This window comes from Candidatus Woesearchaeota archaeon (genome assembly GCA_016214075.1).
Lineage (GTDB): Archaea > Nanobdellota > Nanobdellia > Woesearchaeales > DSVV01 > JACRPI01.
In genome coordinates this window covers 25954-47772 of record JACRPI010000017.1, presented here as the reverse complement: position 1 = coordinate 47772, position 21819 = coordinate 25954, and the positions used below count along the sequence as shown (strand labels likewise).

Below are 21819 nucleotides of genomic sequence, written 5' to 3'. Positions count from 1 at the left end.
ATTTTTGGATCAGTTCGCATTTTCTTAAACCCATCATCTTCAACGAACCAAGTTTTACAATCACAGCATTGATATTTTTGCTTTTTTCCTAACTTATTTTTTCTATAACCTTTTTTAGAAATATCACTGGATTTACAGTTCAAACATTGAATGTCCATAAAAATCACCAAAACAACCTAAGAATTAACTAATATATATAGATGACGCTAAATAGACAATGTCTCGTAAACATTAGCTTTATACGTGCCTGCTTTTTTGGCGATTTTGTCAGCACTGGCTTTGCCTAATTCTAAAAGTGCTATATATACTTTGGCGGCAGTAGGACTAAGCTCTAAATGCTGAAGCAGAGCAATTTCTTCATTCATAAAAGGAGTAGTTATATACTACTACTTAAATTTATCTATTAGCTAGTTACTATTAAACAATGACAAAAATGTACCTCTTGCCATTAAAAGAGGGGAGAAAAAAATGGATGAAAAACTAATAGAAAAGATAAATAGGTTGAATTGTTTAGATTGTGGATACAAAGTACGCGATCTTGAACGAGATCTTGCAAAGGTACCTTTACCAGAAGCTGCTGCAGTCTTAGCATTAGCTTCCCAAAAATTTTCGGGAAAAAAAGAACTTGGTGGAAATGACTTAGATGAGTACATTGACCGTTATGTGAAATTGCAGTTAGATCAAACTACTGATTTACCTGCTACATATGAGGTATTATATACAAACTTACCTCAAGCAACTTTAGCAGGTGTCGTAGCCTCAGAACAGGCATGGAGAAATTTAAAAGTGTTATTTAGGTTTCACGGTTCTTATTTCGGCGGTGGTTCTTTAAAAGCTCCAACCGGGAAAAAATTGCTGGAGACTGTATTATCTCCCCCAAAATCTGCTGCCTTTAGGACTCCTTACGCTGCTATTGATATTGTTACAGCGGCAACATGGGCTGGTCTTTACGATTCTAAAGACTATCTTCAAGAGCTTGCTGGATGTATCTCCTCCGGCGGATGCTATTCTGATATTGGTCAGCAACGTATATTTAGACATCTAGAGAGCCGACTATCAGAAGCAGTGCAAAACGAGGGTTCCGGGTTTAGAGTCGTCGATGGGAAATTCTGGGGTCAGCTTATATATTACGATGAGAAATGCCTTGGTTTGTATTGTGATGTAACTCCAGATCCATCAGGAAAAGCTCGCTGGATCACTGAAGAGGTGATTGGTAAAGATTGTACCGGTATGCAGAGAAGAATTACTCTCTGGAGTTATGACCCAAAGAGTCCTGAACCAAATATAATCTTTGAAGATCATAAATACAGTAGAGAAGGCACTCTCCCAACTGCGAGAGAGCTATTTGCGCGGTTCGAGAATGTTTAGGGTAGGAAAAATGACTTTAGAGAATTCTCTTCTTTTTACATGTTTTTTTTCAATTTTTTTCATTTTTTTAAAGCTCTCGCTATCCTCTTCAATAAGAATTAAAAAAATAGTTAAATTGTGTCAAGGTCTTTGCCAGGCGAAGTTGAGAAAACTAGTGCGCGTGTTAAGAAGAGAAAAAGAATGAGAAACTGAGCGTTATTTCCTGACCTGCGGATACTGCGGCCTATACTGTTGCTGATACTGCGGATATTGCGCAGGGCGTTGCATTGTTTGTGCTACTGCAGGCGCTGCTTTTTGTTTTATTCCCCACTTCCCTTTGAATTTTTCCCAATATGGCAATAATTTATCTTTGTATTTATGCGCGAGAATGATCGCGATAATCAATAAAAGAAGGAATATTGCAAGACCAATGTATAGCCAATTTGTTTTTGGTTCTTCTACCACCGGCGCCGTTGGACAAGCATCACACGGACCGCCACAATCTTTTCCTCGTTCTCCCTGATTTTGGACGCCGTCATAACAGGTTGGCTCTTCTTCTTCAATAACAGGTTCTTCTTCAGGAGCAACATAGGTGCATCGCTGTCGTGTATCACTCTGATTTCCTTCTTGCGCGCAATCTCCTACATAGTAGCATGTTCTTGTTTGGAAACCATTTTTTTCACAAGCTCCCCAGGATTTACATGTCCATTTATGACTGCAATCTTCTGCTTCATCATCTGTTGAGGAACTAGAAGATTTTCTTCCACCACCATTTGAATCATCATCATCTGAATCACTATCATCGTCGTCATCATCCGAATCGCTATCGTCATCATCGCTTGAACTGTCTGTTGAACTTGAATCACTATCAGAAGAACTTTCTGCTGTTTCCACAGAAGAAGTTGCTGGATCGTCTTCAAAATCAAGCTTTGTAATTCCACCTATGGAAAATGTGTATGTGGTGATTTCAGTAGCGTCAAGAGAAAATGTTAATGTATCTCCTTCTTCTGCGCCTTCTATATCGTCAGATGCCGCGTCAACGAAAAAAAGAGTATCGTATCCATAATATCCATCGCTATCCACAGACGTTGTAAAGGTGAGCTCTTCATAGGTCACCGTTACTGTACTGCCACTTCCTGCATAGCCATAGAACTGATGCCCTACTTCAGGATACGCAACAGCAGCAACACTAAGAAGAAGCAAGGAAAGAATACAGTTTAAAAAAAAAACTGTTTTTCTCATGGGGTTATTTCTCCGTCAGTTGTCACATAAACCCAGTACGCATGGGTTGGAATAAGATTGTAATTATGCGTTAAATCTATTTTCTCAAGGTCTCCTTCTGTTGTGCTAAACACCCATAATGATGCGTAACTTCCGTCAATACTCCAGAAGTAATCAACCAATGGCTCTTCGTTACTTGAAGCAACACCAATAAGATTCCAGCCTTCCTGAACATCAATTGCTGTTGGGGAACGCGCAGAAGCTTCTGCTTCCATAAGCGCATCAAGTGTTTCTTCTATTTCAGATAATTCAAGTGTATACGCACTATTCATGACAAAGATATATGCTCGTCCACCTTGAATGTTTTCCAAGTCACTTGGAATACTTGTGTCGCTGTGCCACACGTTCCAACTTTCTTCTGTGTATGTGTAAATTGAATCCACTGCACTGAGGAAGTCATCACTGAATATGTCTTCAATAGAATCGTCAAGCTCTACTTCTGGCAAGGACACATAGTTCCAGCCTTCTGTAAAGTAAATTGCATCAACAGCATCTTCGCATGTTGTTGAACAACAGGTGTAATCTGCATCAAGCCAGTATCCTGCACACATTTCTGTACTTTCACAGGAATCGCCACCATCTGCAGCGCACATTGCTTCTGTAATTGTTCCTGTCTCTTCTTCCTCTTCGCCCTCTGCGCAATCGCTTGGACAAATGCTTGATTCGCCAGATTCACAGATTTCGTTTCCGCAAATAGCGACGTTGACTGGAAGCCACTGACAACTACTCAGGACAAGAACAACTGCTAAAGTAGAGATCATCAACAATACATTTTTATTCATTGATTGATTTTTTGAATAAAGAGGTATATAAAGATTCCGATGAGAGCGCAGAACTATATGCTTGGTAAGACGTGCCGTATTGTCAATGAGACGAAAAAGACTGTTCTTTCAGAGAAAGCAATATGCTGCGCTTCACTTTGGAGAAAAGCTTCTGGCCTAATGTTTTCTCCACAAAAAGATCTTCTTTTTATTGAACAACAAGAGAAAATCACTCCGTTGCACATGTTTTTTGTTTTTTATCCTATCGATGTTGTGTATTTGGATAAGAGCAGAAAAATTGTTGAAATCAAGGAACATTTTTTGCCGTTTACTTTCTATACTCCAAAGAAAAAGGCGCAGTATGTTTTAGAACTTCATCGTGGAGCGATTCGTGCGTCTAGAACAAATGTCACTGATTCTCTTGTGTTTCAGTAGTCGTTCCTTTTGTCGTTGTCGCGTTCACTACTTCTCCTGTTTCATCTACTGTTTCCACAATCACCGTTTTTTCTGTGGTCACTTCTTTTGTTGTCGGAACAGTAGGTGTCCAGTCTGTCACTTCAAAGAACAGAATGACCATAATAAAGATGACGATGATGAGCGTAAATGTTCGCATACTTGTTTTTTTTGTTTCAGAAGTATAAATAGTTTTTTGAAATACACTATTTCATTAAAAATAGAATGGGGACACGAGGATTTGAACCCCGATTGGCCGCTCTGGAGGCGGCTGTTCTAGCCAGGTTAAACTATGTCCCCTGTTGATTTGCTGAAGTTGCTGTACCTTTTTAAGTATTTCTATTAAATTGAGAATTATTCAATATTTACTGTTATCTCTTGATTTTTTTCATTAATTGAAGTAATGATTTTATGCCCCTTCAACGCTTTTTTTATTTCATCCCACGATTTTGTTTTCCGCGCTTCTTTGAGCTGGCTGAAGATATTTTCTAGCAACGCATATTGTTCATAGATCTTTTCTCCAATCTTCTGATTTTTTTCATAGTCTTCCTTAAATGTCGCGATCTGCTTTTCCTGACTTTGGACCATTACCTGAAATTTTTCTAATGCTCCTTTACTCTTCTTTACTTCTCCTTGTAACTCTTTCTTTTGTACACCCTGCGTCCAGCACTTGTCAAGACCATCCATAAATGAAGAACATACTTCCCCTTTGTATTTTTTTATTGGACAGGGAAATACATCTGTAATGGTGTTGTTTTCTTTGATGAGTATAGCAGTTCCACTTTCTACATCCTGCAAAAGATTCTTCCACGCCGCAAACAACTTTTTTTGTTCTGCCTTTGTCACGCTTTTTTCCTGTGGAGATATTTCCGCACGGGCACACAGCTCTTCTGCATATGTGCCCCCTAACCCAAAATCAAGCGCAAATTTTGCAGCAAGTGTTTCTTTCTCTGACTTTTCCAGCGCTTTTCCAAAATCCGCTTCTCCAAACTTGAACGCGTTATATTCTTGCTTTGGATGAAGATATGTTTCCTTTGGCTTGATAATTCTTCCACTCCATTCCTGCACTTCTAATGGAGAAAGAATTATATTCTGTTCATTGGTCATGATAAAGTTTCCTTTGCTGAACAATTCGATGTATATGAAATAAGTGATTGGGGTGAACTCTGTCTTTGTTGGATCTTTTGTCTCCACAGTTAATTTAAGAATACGTTCTGCCGCAACCTGCTCGACATTTCTTATTCTCGCGTTTTTCAACCATTTTCGCAAGTAGAGGCAATAGCCATCTGGCTTTGTTGGCATCTCTGGTTTTACCGACGAGAGATAAAGACCTGTTGGGAGGAGGATTCTCACCAACTCTTTTCCTTTATTTGGAACGTAGAGCTCAAACAAGAGTTCTTTTTTTGTTCCGTTGACGCGGTCGAACTCCACATACACTTGATTTATTTTTCCATTGAGAATTCTGTCTTTTACTTCTTTTACTAAACGAATCATTTCTATTGCCGCGAGTTGTTGTTTCATGGTTCTTTTTGTTACAAACAATTATATATGTGTTTTGTTATTAGAGCATTGGTTATTTTCATGGAGCAACTTATCCAAATTCAAACAAAACCAACACGAAAACCTGATTGGATTAAAGTGCGGCTTCCTACAGAGAAACAATATTTTGAACTCAAGAACTTACTTCGAAAATCAAACCTCCATACTGTCTGTGAAGAAGCGGCTTGCCCTAATATTTACGAATGTTTTTCACGCAACGTTGCCACATTCATGATCATGGGCGATGTTTGCACACGCTACTGTCATTATTGCCATGTCAAAACTGGAAAACCTGCTGCGCTTGATGCTACTGAACCTGAACATCTTGCTTCTGCGATTGAAAAATTGGGATTGCAGTATGTGGTTATTACCTGCGTGACGCGCGATGATTTGCCTGATGGTGGCGCTCGCCATTTTGTTTCTTGTATATCCGCAATTCGCTCGAAAGTTCCTTCCTGCAAGATTGAGGTTTTGACTTCTGATTTTTCGTATAATGATGACGCGCTTGCTCTTGTTGTTGCTGCACAACCAGATGTGTTTAGTCATAACATTGAAGCTCCTCGACGGGTGTACCGGCAAGTTCGCAAGAAAGGAAAATATGAAGAGAGTTTGCGGTTGCTCCTTAAGGTTAAAGAAATGAATCCTTCGCAGCAGACAAAAAGTGGGTTTATGCTTGGCCTTGGTGAGAGCGAGGAGGAGATTTTAGAAGTAATTGGTGATCTGCGGATGGTTGGCTGCGATTTCTTGACCATTGGACAGTATTTACAGCCAACGCCAAAACATGCGCCTGTTTCTCAGTTTTACCATCCTTCGGAATTTTCTCGATTTGCTTTGATTGGGAAGGAGCTAGGGTTTTCGCATGTCGAAGCTGGGCCGCTTGTTCGGAGTAGTTATAGAGCGGATAGGTTGAAGGAGCATTTGCAAAGATAACACAGACGCGCCAATGTTATTATGCTCGCCTATTGTGGACTTGTCCACAATTCCACAGATTCCTTTTTTAGGAATCTGTGTTATCCCATGCCTAAAGGCATGGGTTTTACGGCTCGCAAACTTTTGTTGGCGCGTCTGTGGAATTAAAAAGTGGGCACGCTGTGGGCAATTCATCCACTGACCTAAAGGTCGTGGTTTTCTTGCCCACTTTTTAATAAAATCAATCACTGTTGCTTTTTCTCTCTCTGTTGAACAAATCACTGATAATTTTGTGAATGTGTACATAACACGGAAACGCCACTTATTTTATGCTCGCCTATCCCATGCCTAAAGGCATGGGTTTTACGGCTCGCAAACTAGTGGTGGCGTTTCCGTGGGATGTAAAATCGGCGCTTGCGGAATCTCGGCGCTACATCCTCGCACTAAAGTGCAAGGTTTTGCGCCGATTTTTCATAATGGTAAAGGGATTAGGAGTGCAGTGACAAGCATTTTTGTAGTGAAAAAACACCGCAAAACATATAAACCATTGTCTATACTCTGTCTATACAATGACATTACGGCAAATAGCGGTCAAAGAACAGCTTATCAAGACAGTGGTGAAGTCAGGCAATGGCGGAGCTGTGTGGGTTCCAAAGACATGGCTCGGACAAGAAGTCGTTGTCATTCTTCCAGAAAAGCCAAAGCGAAACATCAAAGAACAAATACTCCACTTATTAGAACCACACCTTCAAGACATTCTTTCTGTCGCAATTTATGGATCACACGCACGACATGAGGCAACAGAAAATTCAGATATCGATGTGCTGGTTATCACTAAAGATAAACAATTTAAGATATTAACTTTGGATGGAAAAATGGAATTTCTTGTTCTTCCTCTTCAAAAAATGACAGAAGCGATTGAGAAATATCCCGCAATCTACTATCAAATAGTTCAGGAAGCTGAACCACTTATTAATGCCTCAGCTCTTCAGGAGTTAAATACCATACCGCTTCAGAAAAAAAGTATTTTAGCATATCTCAAGGAAACAAAAGAGCACATCAAAAGCAATAAAGAGTTCATAGAATTAGACAAATTAGACGGAAAATATCTTCGCTCTTTCTCTGTACTTTATTCCCTGCTTTTACGACTCAGAGCAGTTTTTATTCTTCACTGCATTTCACGAAATACGCCTTTTTCTAATAAGAAGTTTAAACAATGGCTTGTTGAAGAGGGGATTCATGATTTTCCCTTGCTTTATGTTATATACCAAAAACTACGAGACAATAAAAATGTTGGACAAGTAAACATAAAAATTACAACCGTAGAAAAAATCACACTTATTTTAGAAAGGGAAATGAAGAAATTAGAGGAAAATCTATGACCAATAGGAAAAAAAGACTGAAAAAAGGAATCGAATCTCTTGAAAAACAGATTGACCTTCACGAACAAAAGCTCCATAAAGCAGAAAAAGAAAGCAATTTTGAACTCGCAGGATATTACAAAAAGGAAATTCTCTCTAAAAAACAAGACGCAGAGGAAAAGAAACGATTGCTGGAGAAAGGCGGATAGTCCTTAACAGACATTTCTATCCCTTCGACACTAATCAATAACACTTTTTCGAAAGATATATAAGCACTTCTTGCCTGAAAAAGACCATCGTGGCAAAGCTCTATCACCGCATTATGCGAAGAGTGAAGCACATGCAAAAAAAAGGGGTGCACGTGGGAAAAAAACTTCTTCGTAGATCTCTCGCTCGAGATGTTTCACAAAAAAAATATTCTTCTATTCATAAAAAAAAGAGCACTCGTAACAAAAATTTGATGAAAGTAAAAAAAGTAACTTTAAAAAAAATATCTAAAGATACCTTAGGCTCTGCTAAGCGATTGAGGAGCAAGAGTCGGTCAAGGAGCGCAAAAACAAGATACGAAATCTCTCAAGAACAATTTACCATCACTCCATTACAACTTCTTCGTGAAGATGGAACCACTGCAGGAAAATTCACGCTGCTTTCTGCTGAACAAATAAAATCCATGTATCGCTTCATGGTTCTCTCTCGCGCATTTGACGATGCCGCACTAAAATTACAAAGACAAGGTCGCCTCGGAACTTATGGTTCTGTTCGCGGACAAGAAGCAAGCCAAGTCGGCAGCGCGTTTGCTCTCCAGAAAGAAGACTGGCTTGTTCCCAGTTTTCGAGAAAACGCAAGCTGTATTACCCGCGGCATGCCTATGAAAGGACTCTTTCAATATTGGGGTGGCGATGAGCGCGGTCATGCATATACGGAATCTATGACAACACTTCCTCTTTCTATTCCTATTGCAACACAACTTCTTCATGGTGTTGGGCTTGCTCTTGCGCTTCGTTACAAAGGACAAAAAAATGCAGTCCTTGCCCATGTCGGTGATGGAGGCACAAGCGAAGGAGATTTTCACGAAGCATTGAATTTCGCAGGAGTTTTCAAAGCACCAATTGTTTTTCTCGTTCAGAATAATCAATGGGCAATCTCTGTGCCAAGAAAAAAACAAACTGCCGCAACAACAATTGCACAAAAAGCGATCGCATACGGGTTTACTGGTGTGCAAGTTGATGGCAATGATATTTTTGCTGTTTATGGTGCAGTCTCTGCTGCTCTTGAAAAAGCGCGATCCGGAGCTGGACCAACCCTTATTGAATGCGTCACGTATAGAATCAGCGACCACACTACTGCCGACGATGCAAAACGATATCGAAATCAAGAGGAAGTTGATGCATGGGTAAAAAAAGATCCTCTTGATCGATTGAAGAAATATATGCTTCAACAAAAAATGTGGGACGCGAAAAAAGAAGAATTATTGCAACAAGAAGCCGCAACGCTTGTGAGCGCACACGTTCGTTCCTACGAAGAAGAACCTGCTTCTGATCCCAAAGATATGTTTGCGTTTACTTTTGCATCCATGACACCCCAATTACTCGAACAATACCAGTCATTTCTTGATGTGAGTGGAAAGAAACGAGATCCAAATATCCTTGAAAAAGTTGAAGGAGGATTTCCCTAATGGCAATTATGACCCTCCTTGAAGCAATTCGTTCTGCACTTGATTACGAATTAGGTAGAGATCCTAATGTTCTCGTCTTTGGCGAAGATGTTGGCTTTAATGGAGGTGTTTTCCGCGTCACTGAAGGACTTCAGAAAAAATATGGTGAGAAAAGAGTTTTTGATACTCCTCTTGCAGAATCTGCTATTGTTGGTATTTCTATAGGTATGTCTATTAATGGCCTAAAACCCATTGGAGAAATTCAGTTTGATGGATTTACCTATCCTGCATTTGATCAACTTATTTCTCACGCATCTCGAATGCGCACACGGTCAAGAGGGAAATTTAATTGTCCGCTCGTTGTTCGCGCACCGTATGCTGGAGGTGTTCATGCTCCTGAACATCACAGCGAGAGTCCTGAGGTATTTTATGCGCATGTCCCTGGATTAAAAGTTGTTGTACCTAGCACTCCTGCTGACGCAAAAGGTTTATTGCTCAGCGCAATTCGTGATCCTGACCCTGTGATTTTTTTTGAACCAAAGAAATTGTATAGAACTGCAAAAGGAGAAGTTCCTGACGGTGATTATACTGTTCCTATTGGCAAAGCACGCCTTGTCAAAGAAGGAAAAGACATGAGCATCATTACGTGGGGCGTTATGGTCAGCGTGTGTGAAGAAGCTGCACGACAACTTGCACAAACAGGCGTTGATGTGGAAATTATTGACTTGCGCACTATTGCTCCTTATGATGTTGCTACAGTTCTTGCCACTGCACAAAAAACAGGACGTGTGATGATTGTCCACGAAGCGCCACGGACCTGTGGCTTTAGCACAGAGATCGCTGCACAGATTAGTGAGAAGGCGTTATATTATTTGAAAGCACCTATTCTTCGCGTGACTGGGTATGATACACTCATGCCTCTCTACAAAATGGAAAATTTTTATTTGCCGAATATAGAGAAGATTCTGTTTACTGCAAAAAAATTGATGGAGCACTGAGCACATGGCATATCAATTTCGCTTTCCCGATGTTGGTGAAGGAATTGCAGAAGGAGTTCTCGTGAAATGGAAAGTAAAGACAGGCGATGTCATTAAAGAAGACGCTGCACTTGCTGATGTCGAAACTGCAAAAGCACTTGTAGAAATTCCTTCTCCTCGTGCTGGAACTGTTTTGCAACTTCATGCTGCAGAAGGACAAACGATTCATGTTGGTGATGTTCTTGTGACCATTGGTGAAGCTGGAGAGAAAGTTGCATCTATTCCTGTTACCGCTGCACCACAAAAAATAGAACTTGCAAAACCTGAACCTGTTGTGCAGAAAATAGCGCAACCATCTGGTGTTCTTGCGCTCCCTGCTGCACGACAAAAAGCAACAGAGTTAGGTGTTGATCTTTCGACCATTAAAGGAACTGGAAAAGATGGCATGATTATTGTTGCTGATGTTGAAGCTACTGCGAAAGGTGCTGTTGTTCAAGAAGTGAAATCTGTACAACCCCCTTCTGGACCGAGTGTTGGGTTTGATAAATCTGGCAGAATTATGAGTGTCCCACTAACAGCTGTTCGCAAAGCAATCGCAGACTCCATGACGCTTTCCAAACAGACTATTCCACAAGTGACCCATATTGATGAAGCAGATGTCACTGCACTTGAAGCATTACGACAAAAGAAAAAAGAATATGCCGAGAATAAAGGGATTCACTTAACCATGCTTCCTGTCCTTATGAAAGCAACTGTCGCAAGCTTGAAAACATATCCTTATCTTAATGCGGTATTTGATGCTCCGAAGCAAATGATCCACATTCGCGAATATTACAACTTTGGATTTGCAGTTAATACTCCTCAAGGTCTTTTTGTTCCTGTCATCAAAGGCGTTGATACCAGAAGCATTCTTGATATTGCAAAAAAATTGGAAATCCTCGCAACACATTGTCGTGATCGGGACATTAAGCCTGAAGACATGAGCGGCGCTTCGTTTACGTTCACTAATATTGGTTCGTATGGAGGAATTGCTGCAACGCCCATTATTCCTCCAGGAACGTGCGCTATTTTAGGGATTTATCGCATGCGAGAAAAACCAGTTGTTAAAGATGGAGTGATTGTTGTTCGGAAAATAATGCCGTTATCGATCACATTTGATCATCGCGTTGTTGATGGCGCAATTGCTGCGCAGTTTTTGAGCGATCTTATTAAACATCTGGAAGATCCAGAGTTATATTTTGTTGATGTTTGAGGTGGGACTATGGCAAAGAAAAAAGCTATTCGGAAATTCGTGAAAAGAACGATCAAAAAAGTAAAAAGATTTGTTACAAAAGCAATGAAAAGACCTAGCAAGGCAAAACGAGTTTCTAAGAAGATTAAAAAAATTGTGAAAAAACGTGTAGTAAAAAGAGTTGTCAAGAAACATGTAGTGAGAAAAACAAAAAAAGTTGTTCGTGCAATAAAAAAACAGACTCGAGCACTTGTGCTTAAGAAACCTATGACTCAAGCTTTAGTGGTGTATAAACCTGCGCATAAAAAAATGCTTACTGGTATTCGTGCTGTTGAGAATACAACACGCGACTTCATTAATTGGCTTGCTGTCTTTAAGACAGAATATGGAATTCCTGCTGAAGCGTATGAGACGTTGCATGAGAAGATGGATGAATTTTCCACAAAAGTCGGCGCAATTACTTGCGATGTTGTTGGCACTATTGATACAAGTAAGATTAGAATTGCTGCGAATACGTTACGAGATACAAAGGCATGGCTTGCAGTTTTTGCACGAGAATATGATCTTGCTCCTGAAGCAGTTTGTGTTCTTTTTTTATTTTATTTTTTTTACTATTCCTTTTTCTGCATCGACTTCGACAATATCCCCATCTTTGAATGCTTTTGTTGCGATTTTGGTGCCAATGATGCAAGGAATTTTCATTTCTCGACTGATAACTGACGCATGACTTAAGATGCCCCCTTCTTCTGTCACAATCGCTTTTATATTCTTTAAATAAGGAACAATATCGGGCGTTGTCGTGTGGATGACAAGAATTTCTGCTTTCTGAATGCTTGACCACTGTTCACGTTTTGTAATAAGCGTCACCTTTCCCTGCACAACTCCTTTGAACGCAGGAGTTCCTGTTATTATTCCTCCTGTATGATTTGGTAATTTGAGATGATTGAGAGATTTTAGCGCGTCATCACCTTGAATAATAAGATTCTCATCTGAACCAAAAGTCATGTACGTAAACCCAATTTTACGTTGTTCAATAAGCTTTTTGTCTGCTGATCTTTCACTTTTGAGCAAAGAGACAACTTCTTCTGGAAGCAAATAGACAACATCTTGATACTTTTCCAGAGACAGATGGATTGCTATTTCTTTGAACAAAGGAATGAGATAATAAGTTGATTGGCTGAATCGTTCTGTTCTCCATGTTCTGAAATACACAGCCTCATTTGTTGTTTTGAAAAGTAATTGTACAAAATAATTATCTTTCCATGCGTCTAGAACAACTGCGAAATTACTTTCTTTTTTCTTTGTTTCTTGTTCAAGAGAAGCAAGCTCTTTTTCTGGATCTTTACATTCTTCTATCTTTTTAAAATAATACTCTTCATCAAAAAACTCCAAGAACATATCCTTTTGCTTGAGAAATGAGAATCTTTCGATGTGTTTTTGCATATCTTCTTTCATTTTGTTCTTGTCTTTGTGTTTGTTATACTTCTGTGCGAGAGTTAAGAGCGACTTTCTTTCCTCAATTACTTCACTCTCTTTGACAGAAGTCATAATCACATCATACCACTCTTCTGCTTTCTCAGGATACTTTTCTTTAATTACTTTGAGACATTCTTCAGAAAGCAGTGGTTCAAGAGCGAGCGGGAGATAAATTGCTGGAGTGTATGCAAGCAATTGTTCGACATATTTCTCGTATTCTTGAATAAGTATTGAGTTTTTTTCATCTGAGAAATCTTTTTTTGCTAACGCACGCCAGGTGCTTATATCTTTTTCATTATGTGTGTACATCTCCTTCATAAAGTGTAGAATAAATTCTGGATTTTTCTGGAATTTTTCCCAAAGTTTTTTTCTAAATGTTTCCAAATCTGCTTTCTTTGTGACGACATGATCTGCAATCTGACCGGAGACAGGAATATAGCATGGAAATTCTTTTGTTGCACGACATGTTGATCCATGATAGAAAAAATAAATTAAAAGAGCAGGTCTTTTTCTCACATGCCAGAAATGCCATTCTATTGTTGAAAGATCTTGCACATTGTGCTTTTCCATGTTATTTAACCGTCACACTCTTTGCCAAATTTCTTGGTTTGTCGATTTCTAAGCCTCGTAATTTTGCAATGTAATAACTCAGAAGATGTCCTATGATGCAACTATAAATCGCAAACTCCGCATCGTCACTTTTTGGCACAAGAATTTCTGTATATTGCGACTCCAGTTGCTCATTGGTAATTGCAATCACTGCTGCTCCGCGCGCTTCAACTTCTTTTGTCGAAGAAAGCATTTCTGGATTTTTGTTTGGAATTAACACAATAACAAGAGTACCTTGCTCAATGAGTGCGATTGTCCCATGCTTTAATTCTCCTGCCATCATCCCTTCTGCATGGATGTAGGAAATTTCTTTCAATTTTAACGCGATTTCTCGTGCCATTGGATAAGAAATTGTTTTTCCAAGCACAAAAATATCTTTTTGCGTTTGTATTTTTTTCGCAAGCTGTTTTATCTGCTCTTCATTGTGATCAATCGTCTGCTCTATTCTTTCTGGAATTTTGTCCAACTGCATACTATTATGTCCAAGCTCATGCGCAAGCTTGAGAAGGAGAATTACTTGATTCGTATATGCTTTTGTCGAAGCAACACAGACTTCCTGCCCTGCAAGCACTTCCAATGAAATATCACTCCATCGTTGAATAGTGGAGTATGGAACATTTACAATTGATGCAATTTTTGCGCCTGCTGCTTTTGCATTCTTCAGAGGAATAATGACGTCCATTGTTTCTCCACTCTGTGAGATTGCGATGACTAACGTGTCTTTATCAAAACGAACAAATGTTTCAATTTCTGACGCAATGTTTGCGCGCGCATTATAGCCAATTCTATTCAAAAGGATACAACCAATGAGCGCCGCATGATAACTTGTTCCTGATGCAACGAAGACTATCTTTTTGTAGTCCTTCATTAATGCAACGAATTTTTCGAGCTGTGCTTTCTGCGTTGTCGTGAAAGAGTTAAGAAGTCGGCGAGCAACTGCAGGCTGCTCTTTGATTTCTTTAATCATATAATGCTCAAACTGCTGCTTTTCTTCTTCTGTTTCTTCTGTTGTCCACTCGAATGTTTGGATATTTTTCTCTATTTCTTTTCCATCTTTATTGTAAAATTGGTATTTTTCTGCAGTGATTATCGCAAACTCATTATCTTCAAAAAATATTGCTTTGTCTGTTTCATCACTAAACGCGTAAATGTCTGATCCTAACGTAAAGCCATCTTTTCTTATGCCTAACGCGAGCGGAGAATCTTTCTTTACTGCATAGAGAACGTCTTTTTCTTTTTCAATAATCAGAATTGCGTATGTTCCTTTTACTTCTTCCATTAAAAGTTGAATTGCCTCTTTCATAGATTTTCCAGCGTGAAGCTTTTCTTCAAGGAAATGCGGAATGACTTCTGAATCTGTTTGCGACAGAAATATTACTCCTTTCTTCTGAAGCGCTGCTTTTATTTCCTGATAATTTTCAATAATGCCATTATGACAAACAAATAAATGCACGTCATTGTTGAAATGCGGATGCGCGTTGAGCTGCGTTACTCCACCATGCGTTGCCCAACGAGTATGCGCAATTGCAAGCGTTGTTTCATAATCTTTCTCCATGTTCTGCAACAAGCCCGCAATACTTCCCACTTGCTTTTTTATATTTCCTTCTTTTGTGACAAAACCTACAGAATCATAACCTCGGTATTCTAAACGCTGAAGCGCTTTCAATACTTTATTCCTTACTGAAAACTTTTTCTTTTCAATGACTCCAACAATCCCGCACATGTTCTTCCCTTCCTTATTCTTATTTTGTTTTTTTGGTCTTTTTCATCACTGAATTTTGACTTCTTATCACTTACAAAACTTACAACTTTTTCATATGATCTAATTTTAAATGCCTTAAACTACTCACAATATGATCTACACTTGTTTCCTGTAATTTCTTTTTTGGAAACGTGTTCGTTACTGCAATGCACTTTGCTCCTGCTGTTTTCGCAGAAGTAATTCCATGAATCGTGTCTTCAATGACTAAACACTGATTTGCTTTGACATGCAACTTCTCTGCGATTTTTAGGTATGGTTCAGGGTATGGCTTCGCAAGCGTGACATCTTCCGCAGTCACAATCGCGTCGAACAAATATTTTATGTCAAATTGTTTCAAAACCATACTGACACTCTGCTTTGGAGATGACGTGACAAGCCCTACTTTGAACTTTGATTTGCACTGTTTTGCTAAGTTCTTAAAGCCAGGGTACATTTTCATTTTTGTTTTCATAAGCTTACTAAATATTTCCATCTTTTTTTGAAGAAGAATGTCTGGATTATCTTTAATGTCAAACACTTTGCAATAATGTTCCATCGCTTCTTTGTCCCGCAATCCTTTGACATGCGCAATCACTTCTGGTGTTATTTTTGCGTTATATCCCTTAAGAACTTTTCTTTCACTGTATTCATGTATTGGTTCAGAATCCACTATTACTCCATCCATGTCAAACACTACACCTTTTATCATGGCATCCACCCCGTCACTGCATCCCTGTCGTTTCTGTTCTTTTTTCTTCATATCTGAAAAAATATAAAATGTATATAATAATACTTATGAAAGCATATTCTTGTTGTTGTTTCTGTTTGTTATTGTTCTATTCATCCCCTAATTTTTGTCTTTTTTCACAATTTCTCCTGGAAGCGTTGCTGTGTTTGGCCAAAGCTTTCTTCCTGGATATATGGAAGTATGAATTCCTGTATGCACATTGTCTCCGATAATTGTGCCTAACTTTCTTCTTCCTGAATCAATGAGCTTTCCATTCACTTCTGATTTAATGCCACTATCATCATGCCGCAAGTTTGCAACAATTGTTCCTGCGCCAAAATTCACGTGATCTCCTATAACTGAATCACCGAGATACGAAAGATGACCAATACTTGTGCTGTCCCCCACAATGCTATTTTTTACTTCGACCGCGTTGCCAATTTTCACACTATTTCCCAAGGTTGTATCTGGACGAATATAACAGTTTGGCCCTATTCGACAATTTTCTCCAATCATAACTGGACCTTCAATGTATGTTCCTGACTTGAGGATTGTTCCTTTTCCTATTTCTACTGTGCCATGAATCGTAACTCCTTGCTCAATTTTTCCTTCATTTTTGAATTTGATTTGACTAAGAAGTTTTTTATTTGCATCAAGGATATGCCATGGATAGGTGATTGGCTGCCAGTATTGCGCTTTTACAACCACAAAAGGTGCTTCCTTTGCCCACGCAGTCACTGCATCTGTTAACTCATACTCTCCACGCTTGGATTTTTTTACTTTTTTGAGATACTCGAAAATTTCGTGGCTGAGCATGTAACATGCGGTGTTCACGAGTTTTGATTTTGGTTTTGCAGGCTTTTCTTCTATTTCCACGAGCTGCCCTTTTTCGTTTATGGTGACAACGCCATACCATTCTGGATGCTCGACTTCTTGCACAAGCACTGCTCTGTTTTGTTTACAAAGCAGGTCGATATCGCGCTTGTCAAAATAATCATCGCCGACTGTTACGAGAAAATGCGCTTTGCCTACTGCTTCTTCTGCCTGCAAGAGCGCATGGCCTGTTCCTTTTGTTTCTTTTTGATCTACATACGTGAGCTTCATGCTTTTATAATTGGAACCATACATTTCTTGAATCATTTCTTTTTTGTAATTTACTACTAAAATGACTTCTTTGACTTTTCCTTCCAGCGCATCAAGGATATGCGAGAGAATTCTCTGATTCGCAATTTTCAACAATGCTTTTGGTTTTGTTGCTGTTAGCGGAAATGTTCTTGTGCTTTTTCCTGCAACCAACACCACTGCTTTATCGACCATTTTTTTCCTCTCTAGCTCTTTTGTTCTTTTGTTGTTTTATTCTTTTATTCCTACTTCTTTCTGAAGCGCGTTTTTTATTTTTTCCGCAATCTTTTCCATCTGCGTTTTCTCTTTTCCTTCAATCATAATACGACATTTGTTTTCTGTTCCTGAATATCGCACAAGAATTCTTCCTGCGTCTGTAAGCGCTTTTTTGCCTTCTTGTATCGCTGCGGTGACCTGTGGCATTTCTTCCAATGGTTTCTTTTTGGAAACTGGAACGTTGACTAAGATTTGCGGGAATGATGTCATACACGCCGCAAGCTCGCTGAGCGGTTTTTTCGCTTGCACCATCATACTGAGAATTTGAAGTCCTGCAAGCGTGCCATCTCCTGTAGTAGTATATTTCCCAAAAATAATATGACCTGCCTGCTCACCACCTAACGTATAGCCATTCTTATGCATTTCTTCAATCACATAACGATCTCCCACTTGGGTGCGGATGACGTTGATTCCTTCTCTCTTCATCGCTTCGTCAAAACCCGCGTTTGCCATGACTGTAGTAACCACTGTGTCTTTTTCGAGCTTTCCTTTATTTTTGAAATGAATCGCCGCGATCGCAAGAGTATGGTCTCCATCCACTACGTTTCCTTTTTCATCTATTAGGACAACGCGGTCCGCATCACCATCAAGCGCGATGCCTACTTGTGCTTTATTTTCAAGAACAGTTTTTCGAAGCATTTCTGGATAGAGCGCACCACAATTATTGTTGATGTTTAAGCCGTCTGGTGTCGCGTTGATCAAAATGACTTCCGCGCCAAGCTCTTGGAAGATTAATGGCGCTACTTTGTACGCTGCGCCATTCGCGCAGTCAAGGACAATTTTGTAGCCTTTCAATGAACGATTCTTAATCGAATGCTTGACAAATTCCACGTAGCGTCCTCTCGCGTCTTCGATCTTGTGCGCTTTGCCTAAGTGTGCGACTGGTTTGTCCAAAGGAATTTTGTTTTCAAAAATTATTTTTTCTATTTCTTCTTCTACTGCATCCGGAAGTTTGTACCCATCTTTTGAAAAGAATTTGATTCCATTATCCTCAATAGGATTATGCGACGCGGTAATCATCACTCCCGCGTCTGCCGCGAATGATTTGACCAGATGCGCTAGCGCAGGGGTTGGCATTGGTCCAATCTGATAGACATCAACACCCATAGAACAAAGACCTGAAGTGAGTGCATACTCAAAGATATAGCCGCTGACTCTTGTGTCTTTTGCGATGATCACTTTATGGCGCTTATGATTTGATTTCGCAAAGATACATGCCGCTGCCTGCCCTAATCGTAGAATTGTTTCTGGAATCATTGGGGGAACGTTTACTTTTCCTCGGATCCCATCTGTCCCAAAGAGTTTTCGCACCATCTCTTTTGGTGAGTTTAGGGTCATTTATATACTTAGTGGAAGAAAAATCGCCACGTTTTTGTGATAATTTTTTTGATAAAGGATAATGAAGTCTCACTTTTGGAAGTACTTTTCTGTGTGATTGTAGAGGTTTTCTATCATTCTCCGCAATTGGGGCTCCATTCGTAAAGAAAAAAGTTCTTGCCTTTTGTGGAAGCCTGCGTAGATCACTTCATCATTTGCTTTGAGGATTTCTTCTATATCAAGAGATCCAACAGCTTTTGCTGTAAAATCATAGAATTCAAACCGCATTTCGGGATCTTTGTAGCCGATGTCTTTTCCGACTGCAGTATTCATGCCCACATAGACTATTTCACTGATGCCTAAGTGTACCTCTTCCCAGCTCTCTCTTTTTGCGCAACTTTCTGCTTTTTGCTCTATTGTTTCTCCTTGATCTTGCTCTTCTATCCTTCCTCCCACAATGGTATGCAGATATTCTCCTGTATTGTCTTTGAAATTTCTTGTTTTGATAAGAAGGATTTCAAAATTATCATCTCTTTTGTTGTACCTGTAAATGATGGCACCTGAACATCTTCGTATTTTTTCTTCCATATATTTTGTTTTCATTTGAAGTTTACAAATATTTTGGTTGTGACAGAAGAGTGTTTAGGCATTGCAATGGGCATTGTAAACATTGCAATGCATTGCAACAGCCATTGCAATGAGGACAATGCATTGCAATGGGCATTGCACTGCATTTTTCGCAAAAAATGCCCATTTTGCAGTGCTTTTTTACGAAAAAATAGAGAAAAAAGACAATACAAAAGAAGAAAGTGAGAATAGATAATGCAAAAAGACAATGAAAAGAACAAAAAGAGAAGAAAACGAGGTTCTCGACGGCATTTTAGGCATTGCAATGGGCATTGGAGGCATTGCAATGCCATTATACTCATTGTATTGCGAACATTGCAAACATTGGGAATGTTGCAAATGTGGAGAATGTGATGGGATAGGATCTCACAAAAAGCTTTATTAACCCAAATGTTATGATAAAGTTATGCTCCCTAAAGAAATGCAAGACTGTCTTCGCGTAGATCTTCTTAAGGTTTTTCGTATGCTTCTAAAAGAAGGGAGGACATACAGCTTAAATCCTAATAAATTAAACGAGCTTGCAGCAGAGATTGCCCAATATTACCACTCGCATAAACGTAATCTTATCACAGAAGAAAGGGCAGTAATTAAAACGAAATTACGTGGGCTTGTTTCACGTTTAAGCAGGATGGATAAACTTCACTTTAATGATAGCGATGGTGAATGGGTTAGAGTCTATTCTTTTAACCCGAAGGATGAAAAAACAATAGATAAATGTACAGTACGCTTTTACCTTAATCTAAAATTTGAACACCTAATAAATCTTATTCAGCTGGTCATATTTTATTTACAACTTCCACCAAATCAAAGCGCCCCACTTATGTTTAAATTTCCACACCCTAATAATCCGTTAGAAAGGTATTTGCGTGGCCCTGAGAAAATCATTCTTTATGTTTGTCCTGACAATGACCTTGTTACAAGACTTGAAGCGAAAATAAAATCATTCCCTGAGGACCATTTTTTTGATGCAATTCCATTATTTACCCGTAAAGTCAAAAGAGGGGTAGGTATGTCATACGATCCAAAAGAGGAAAGCAAACTTATTACCTTCCTAAGAAGAGTGAAACAAACAGATGATATTTACCTATCGTATGGACAATATATGTCGTATTGCATAGCACGATCACTTCAGGTTGCAGTAATTAGAAATACAAGATTAACACAACGAGATCAACTTAATTTTTCTATTTTAACAGACCAGCAACGAGGTAAGATATATGAAGAAACTCTTCAATTTGTCATTGCACGGGCAAGTGAAGATTTATCTCTTTGAGATTAAAGTACATGTACATTATACATTTTCTTAATCTTCTCTTTATTCGTCACAGAAAAAAGCTTGACTCCTGAAGGTAAGGTGGATTCTTCCACAACCCCTTTCTTTTTCAAAGAATTCATATTGACTCGGATTGTATTGATACTGTGACCAGTTAATTGGCTGACTTTTGTATACGTCATTGGATCTGCTTCACTCATTAACAGATTCAGGAGCTTTTGCTCAGGATTAGTAATCTGCGAAGCCCACGCAATAGAAGGCGCTTCTGTTTGCTGATGATATTGAAGTTGAGTTGGTTGAGAAACAGGTTGTTGTATAGGTTGTTCTTCAAAATTATCTTCCTGCTGTTGCATTGATGCAAGCGTCTGCTCTACTGCTTCTTTATGTTTATTATGCTCTTCAGTCATTGTCGCAAGAAGTTCATCATATACATCGCTTTTCACTGTTTTTTTTATATTTGTTTGAAGCGCCTGCACATCAAGATTGAGCTGTTGGAGCACACGCTGCGCAATCGCATCATGATCTATTTCCTTTTCAATAACCTGCACTGCTTGCTTTTCACTTGCTTTTTTATGCGTTTTTTCCAGCTGATCATAGACTTGATTGAAATGCTGATCATATTGTTTTGTGGTTTGCTCTACTGCTTTCTGGATTTCTCCGATCTGCTTTTCCTGTTTTTGGATGGATTTGTGAAGATAGGTAATCCAGCTGTTCATCTGCTGTATTTCTCCTTTTGTTCCCTCCTTATGATCAGTATGCTGATTATGGAGCGAAAGATGATTCTGATGCAGATATTTCAGCCACTCTTTTTGTTTGTTTATTTCCGCAGTAACTGTAGAAAGATGCGCATGGAATGTTGAGAATTGATTCTGAACACTAGAAAACGCATCACTCACATGATTGTGCATTGCATGGATACGTTTATTTGCAAGTTGTGTGTCTTTTGTTTTGAATATGTCTAATATCCCCATCCCAGGAATCTTAAGAATTTTGAGATATATAAAGGTTTCTTCAGTTGTGTTTTTTCGCTCTGTATTCGCCAGTTAACGCAGAATATACTCTTTAATCTATTATGAGAATTTACGTTATAATCTAAAAATAATTGAAGATACTATCTGCAATGAATGGCGATTTGCGG

22 protein-coding genes and 1 tRNA gene are annotated in these 21819 nt (G+C 39.1%); 10 read left to right on the top strand and 13 right to left on the bottom strand.

The genetic code is table 11. The features are described from left to right. Positions 1-206 precede the first annotated feature (206 nt). Positions 207-365, bottom strand: a complete 159-nt coding sequence (locus HZC31_03500) for a hypothetical protein (GenBank protein ID MBI5002423.1) — start codon at positions 363-365, stop codon at positions 207-209. Between the two features lie 103 nt (positions 366-468). On the opposite strand from HZC31_03500, the gene HZC31_03495 reads away from it, so the two are divergent. Beyond that, complete coding sequence (locus HZC31_03495) at positions 469-1368, top strand: hypothetical protein (GenBank protein MBI5002422.1); 900 nt, start codon at positions 469-471, stop codon at positions 1366-1368. A 195-nt stretch (positions 1369-1563) separates the two neighbouring features. Here the strand turns inward: HZC31_03495 and HZC31_03490 are convergent, their stop codons facing one another. Both HZC31_03490 and HZC31_03485 read right to left on the bottom strand, forming a co-directional pair. Then, positions 1564-2589: a hypothetical protein gene (locus HZC31_03490; protein MBI5002421.1), complete on the bottom strand. Its 1026-nt coding sequence runs from the start codon at positions 2587-2589 to the stop codon at positions 1564-1566. Next, positions 2586-3410, bottom strand: coding sequence for a hypothetical protein (locus tag HZC31_03485; protein ID MBI5002420.1), 825 nt, complete (start codon positions 3408-3410; stop codon positions 2586-2588). Before HZC31_03485 ends, HZC31_03490 begins: the two co-directional genes overlap by 4 nt. 57 nt (positions 3411-3467) lie before the next feature. Between HZC31_03485 and HZC31_03480 the strand changes: the two genes are divergently transcribed. After that, on the top strand, positions 3468-3824 hold the full coding sequence (locus HZC31_03480; protein MBI5002419.1) for a DUF192 domain-containing protein: 357 nt from the start codon (positions 3468-3470) through the stop codon (positions 3822-3824). Here HZC31_03480 and HZC31_03475 read toward each other — a convergent pair. The 3 genes from HZC31_03475 to HZC31_03465 all read right to left on the bottom strand — a co-directional run bounded on the left by HZC31_03475 (position 3799) and on the right by HZC31_03465 (position 5363). Beyond that, positions 3799-4002 (bottom strand): hypothetical protein, encoded by a 204-nt coding sequence (locus tag HZC31_03475; GenBank protein MBI5002418.1) that lies wholly within the window; start codon positions 4000-4002, stop codon positions 3799-3801. The genes HZC31_03480 and HZC31_03475 overlap by 26 nt on opposite strands. 66 nt (positions 4003-4068) lie before the next feature. Beyond that, positions 4069-4142 (bottom strand) — tRNA-Trp (locus HZC31_03470). Between the two features lie 54 nt (positions 4143-4196). Further along, the gene (locus tag HZC31_03465) at positions 4197-5363 is read right to left on the bottom strand and encodes an NFACT family protein (protein MBI5002417.1); all 1167 of its coding nucleotides are present in this window, start codon (positions 5361-5363) and stop codon (positions 4197-4199) included. Between the two features lie 60 nt (positions 5364-5423). On the opposite strand from HZC31_03465, the gene lipA reads away from it, so the two are divergent. The 6 genes from lipA to HZC31_03435 all read left to right on the top strand — a co-directional run bounded on the left by lipA (position 5424) and on the right by HZC31_03435 (position 11534). Then, a complete protein-coding gene (gene lipA / locus HZC31_03460; protein ID MBI5002416.1) occupies positions 5424-6311 on the top strand; it encodes a lipoyl synthase in 888 nt (295 codons plus the stop codon). Between the two features lie 548 nt (positions 6312-6859). Next, positions 6860-7672, top strand: coding sequence for a nucleotidyltransferase domain-containing protein (locus HZC31_03455; GenBank protein MBI5002415.1), 813 nt, complete (start codon positions 6860-6862; stop codon positions 7670-7672). Next, positions 7669-7860 carry a hypothetical protein gene (locus HZC31_03450; protein ID MBI5002414.1) on the top strand — a complete coding sequence of 64 codons (192 nt, stop codon included), beginning with the start codon at positions 7669-7671 and terminating at the stop codon, positions 7858-7860. Before HZC31_03455 ends, HZC31_03450 begins: the two co-directional genes overlap by 4 nt. Positions 7861-8111: 251 nt before the next feature. Then, the gene (gene pdhA / locus HZC31_03445) at positions 8112-9326 is read left to right on the top strand and encodes a pyruvate dehydrogenase (acetyl-transferring) E1 component subunit alpha (GenBank protein MBI5002413.1); all 1215 of its coding nucleotides are present in this window, start codon (positions 8112-8114) and stop codon (positions 9324-9326) included. Next, the gene (locus HZC31_03440; GenBank protein MBI5002412.1) at positions 9326-10303 is read left to right on the top strand and encodes an alpha-ketoacid dehydrogenase subunit beta; all 978 of its coding nucleotides are present in this window, start codon (positions 9326-9328) and stop codon (positions 10301-10303) included. Before pdhA ends, HZC31_03440 begins: the two co-directional genes overlap by 1 nt. A 4-nt stretch (positions 10304-10307) precedes the next feature. Continuing rightward, on the top strand, positions 10308-11534 hold the full coding sequence (locus HZC31_03435; protein MBI5002411.1) for a 2-oxo acid dehydrogenase subunit E2: 1227 nt from the start codon (positions 10308-10310) through the stop codon (positions 11532-11534). 573 nt (positions 11535-12107) lie between these two features. Here the strand turns inward: HZC31_03435 and HZC31_03430 are convergent. From HZC31_03430 to HZC31_03405, 6 genes are all read right to left on the bottom strand, one after another. Next, a complete protein-coding gene (locus HZC31_03430; protein MBI5002410.1) occupies positions 12108-13559 on the bottom strand; it encodes a hypothetical protein in 1452 nt (483 codons plus the stop codon). Between the two features lies 1 nt (position 13560). Continuing rightward, complete coding sequence (glmS, locus tag HZC31_03425) at positions 13561-15321, bottom strand: glutamine--fructose-6-phosphate transaminase (isomerizing) (protein MBI5002409.1); 1761 nt, start codon at positions 15319-15321, stop codon at positions 13561-13563. Positions 15322-15400: 79 nt separating this feature from the next. Then, the gene (locus HZC31_03420) at positions 15401-16048 is read right to left on the bottom strand and encodes an HAD family phosphatase (protein MBI5002408.1); all 648 of its coding nucleotides are present in this window, start codon (positions 16046-16048) and stop codon (positions 15401-15403) included. Between the two features lie 138 nt (positions 16049-16186). Beyond that, positions 16187-17383, bottom strand: a complete 1197-nt coding sequence (locus HZC31_03415) for an NTP transferase domain-containing protein (GenBank protein ID MBI5002407.1) — start codon at positions 17381-17383, stop codon at positions 16187-16189. 36 nt (positions 17384-17419) lie between these two features. Then, the gene (locus HZC31_03410; protein ID MBI5002406.1) at positions 17420-18775 is read right to left on the bottom strand and encodes a phosphoglucosamine mutase; all 1356 of its coding nucleotides are present in this window, start codon (positions 18773-18775) and stop codon (positions 17420-17422) included. Positions 18776-18871: 96 nt separating this feature from the next. Continuing rightward, positions 18872-19369 carry an NUDIX hydrolase gene (locus tag HZC31_03405; protein MBI5002405.1) on the bottom strand — a complete coding sequence of 166 codons (498 nt, stop codon included), beginning with the start codon at positions 19367-19369 and terminating at the stop codon, positions 18872-18874. 247 nt (positions 19370-19616) lie between these two features. Here HZC31_03405 and HZC31_03400 point away from each other — a divergent pair, with 247 nt between their 5' ends. Further along, complete coding sequence (locus HZC31_03400) at positions 19617-19793, top strand: hypothetical protein (protein MBI5002404.1); 177 nt, start codon at positions 19617-19619, stop codon at positions 19791-19793. 21 nt (positions 19794-19814) lie between these two features. After that, complete coding sequence (locus tag HZC31_03395; protein ID MBI5002403.1) at positions 19815-20681, top strand: hypothetical protein; 867 nt, start codon at positions 19815-19817, stop codon at positions 20679-20681. Between the two features lie 2 nt (positions 20682-20683). Here HZC31_03395 and HZC31_03390 read toward each other — a convergent pair whose 3' ends face one another. Further along, complete coding sequence (locus HZC31_03390; protein MBI5002402.1) at positions 20684-21652, bottom strand: winged helix-turn-helix domain-containing protein; 969 nt, start codon at positions 21650-21652, stop codon at positions 20684-20686. Positions 21653-21819 lie beyond the last annotated feature (167 nt).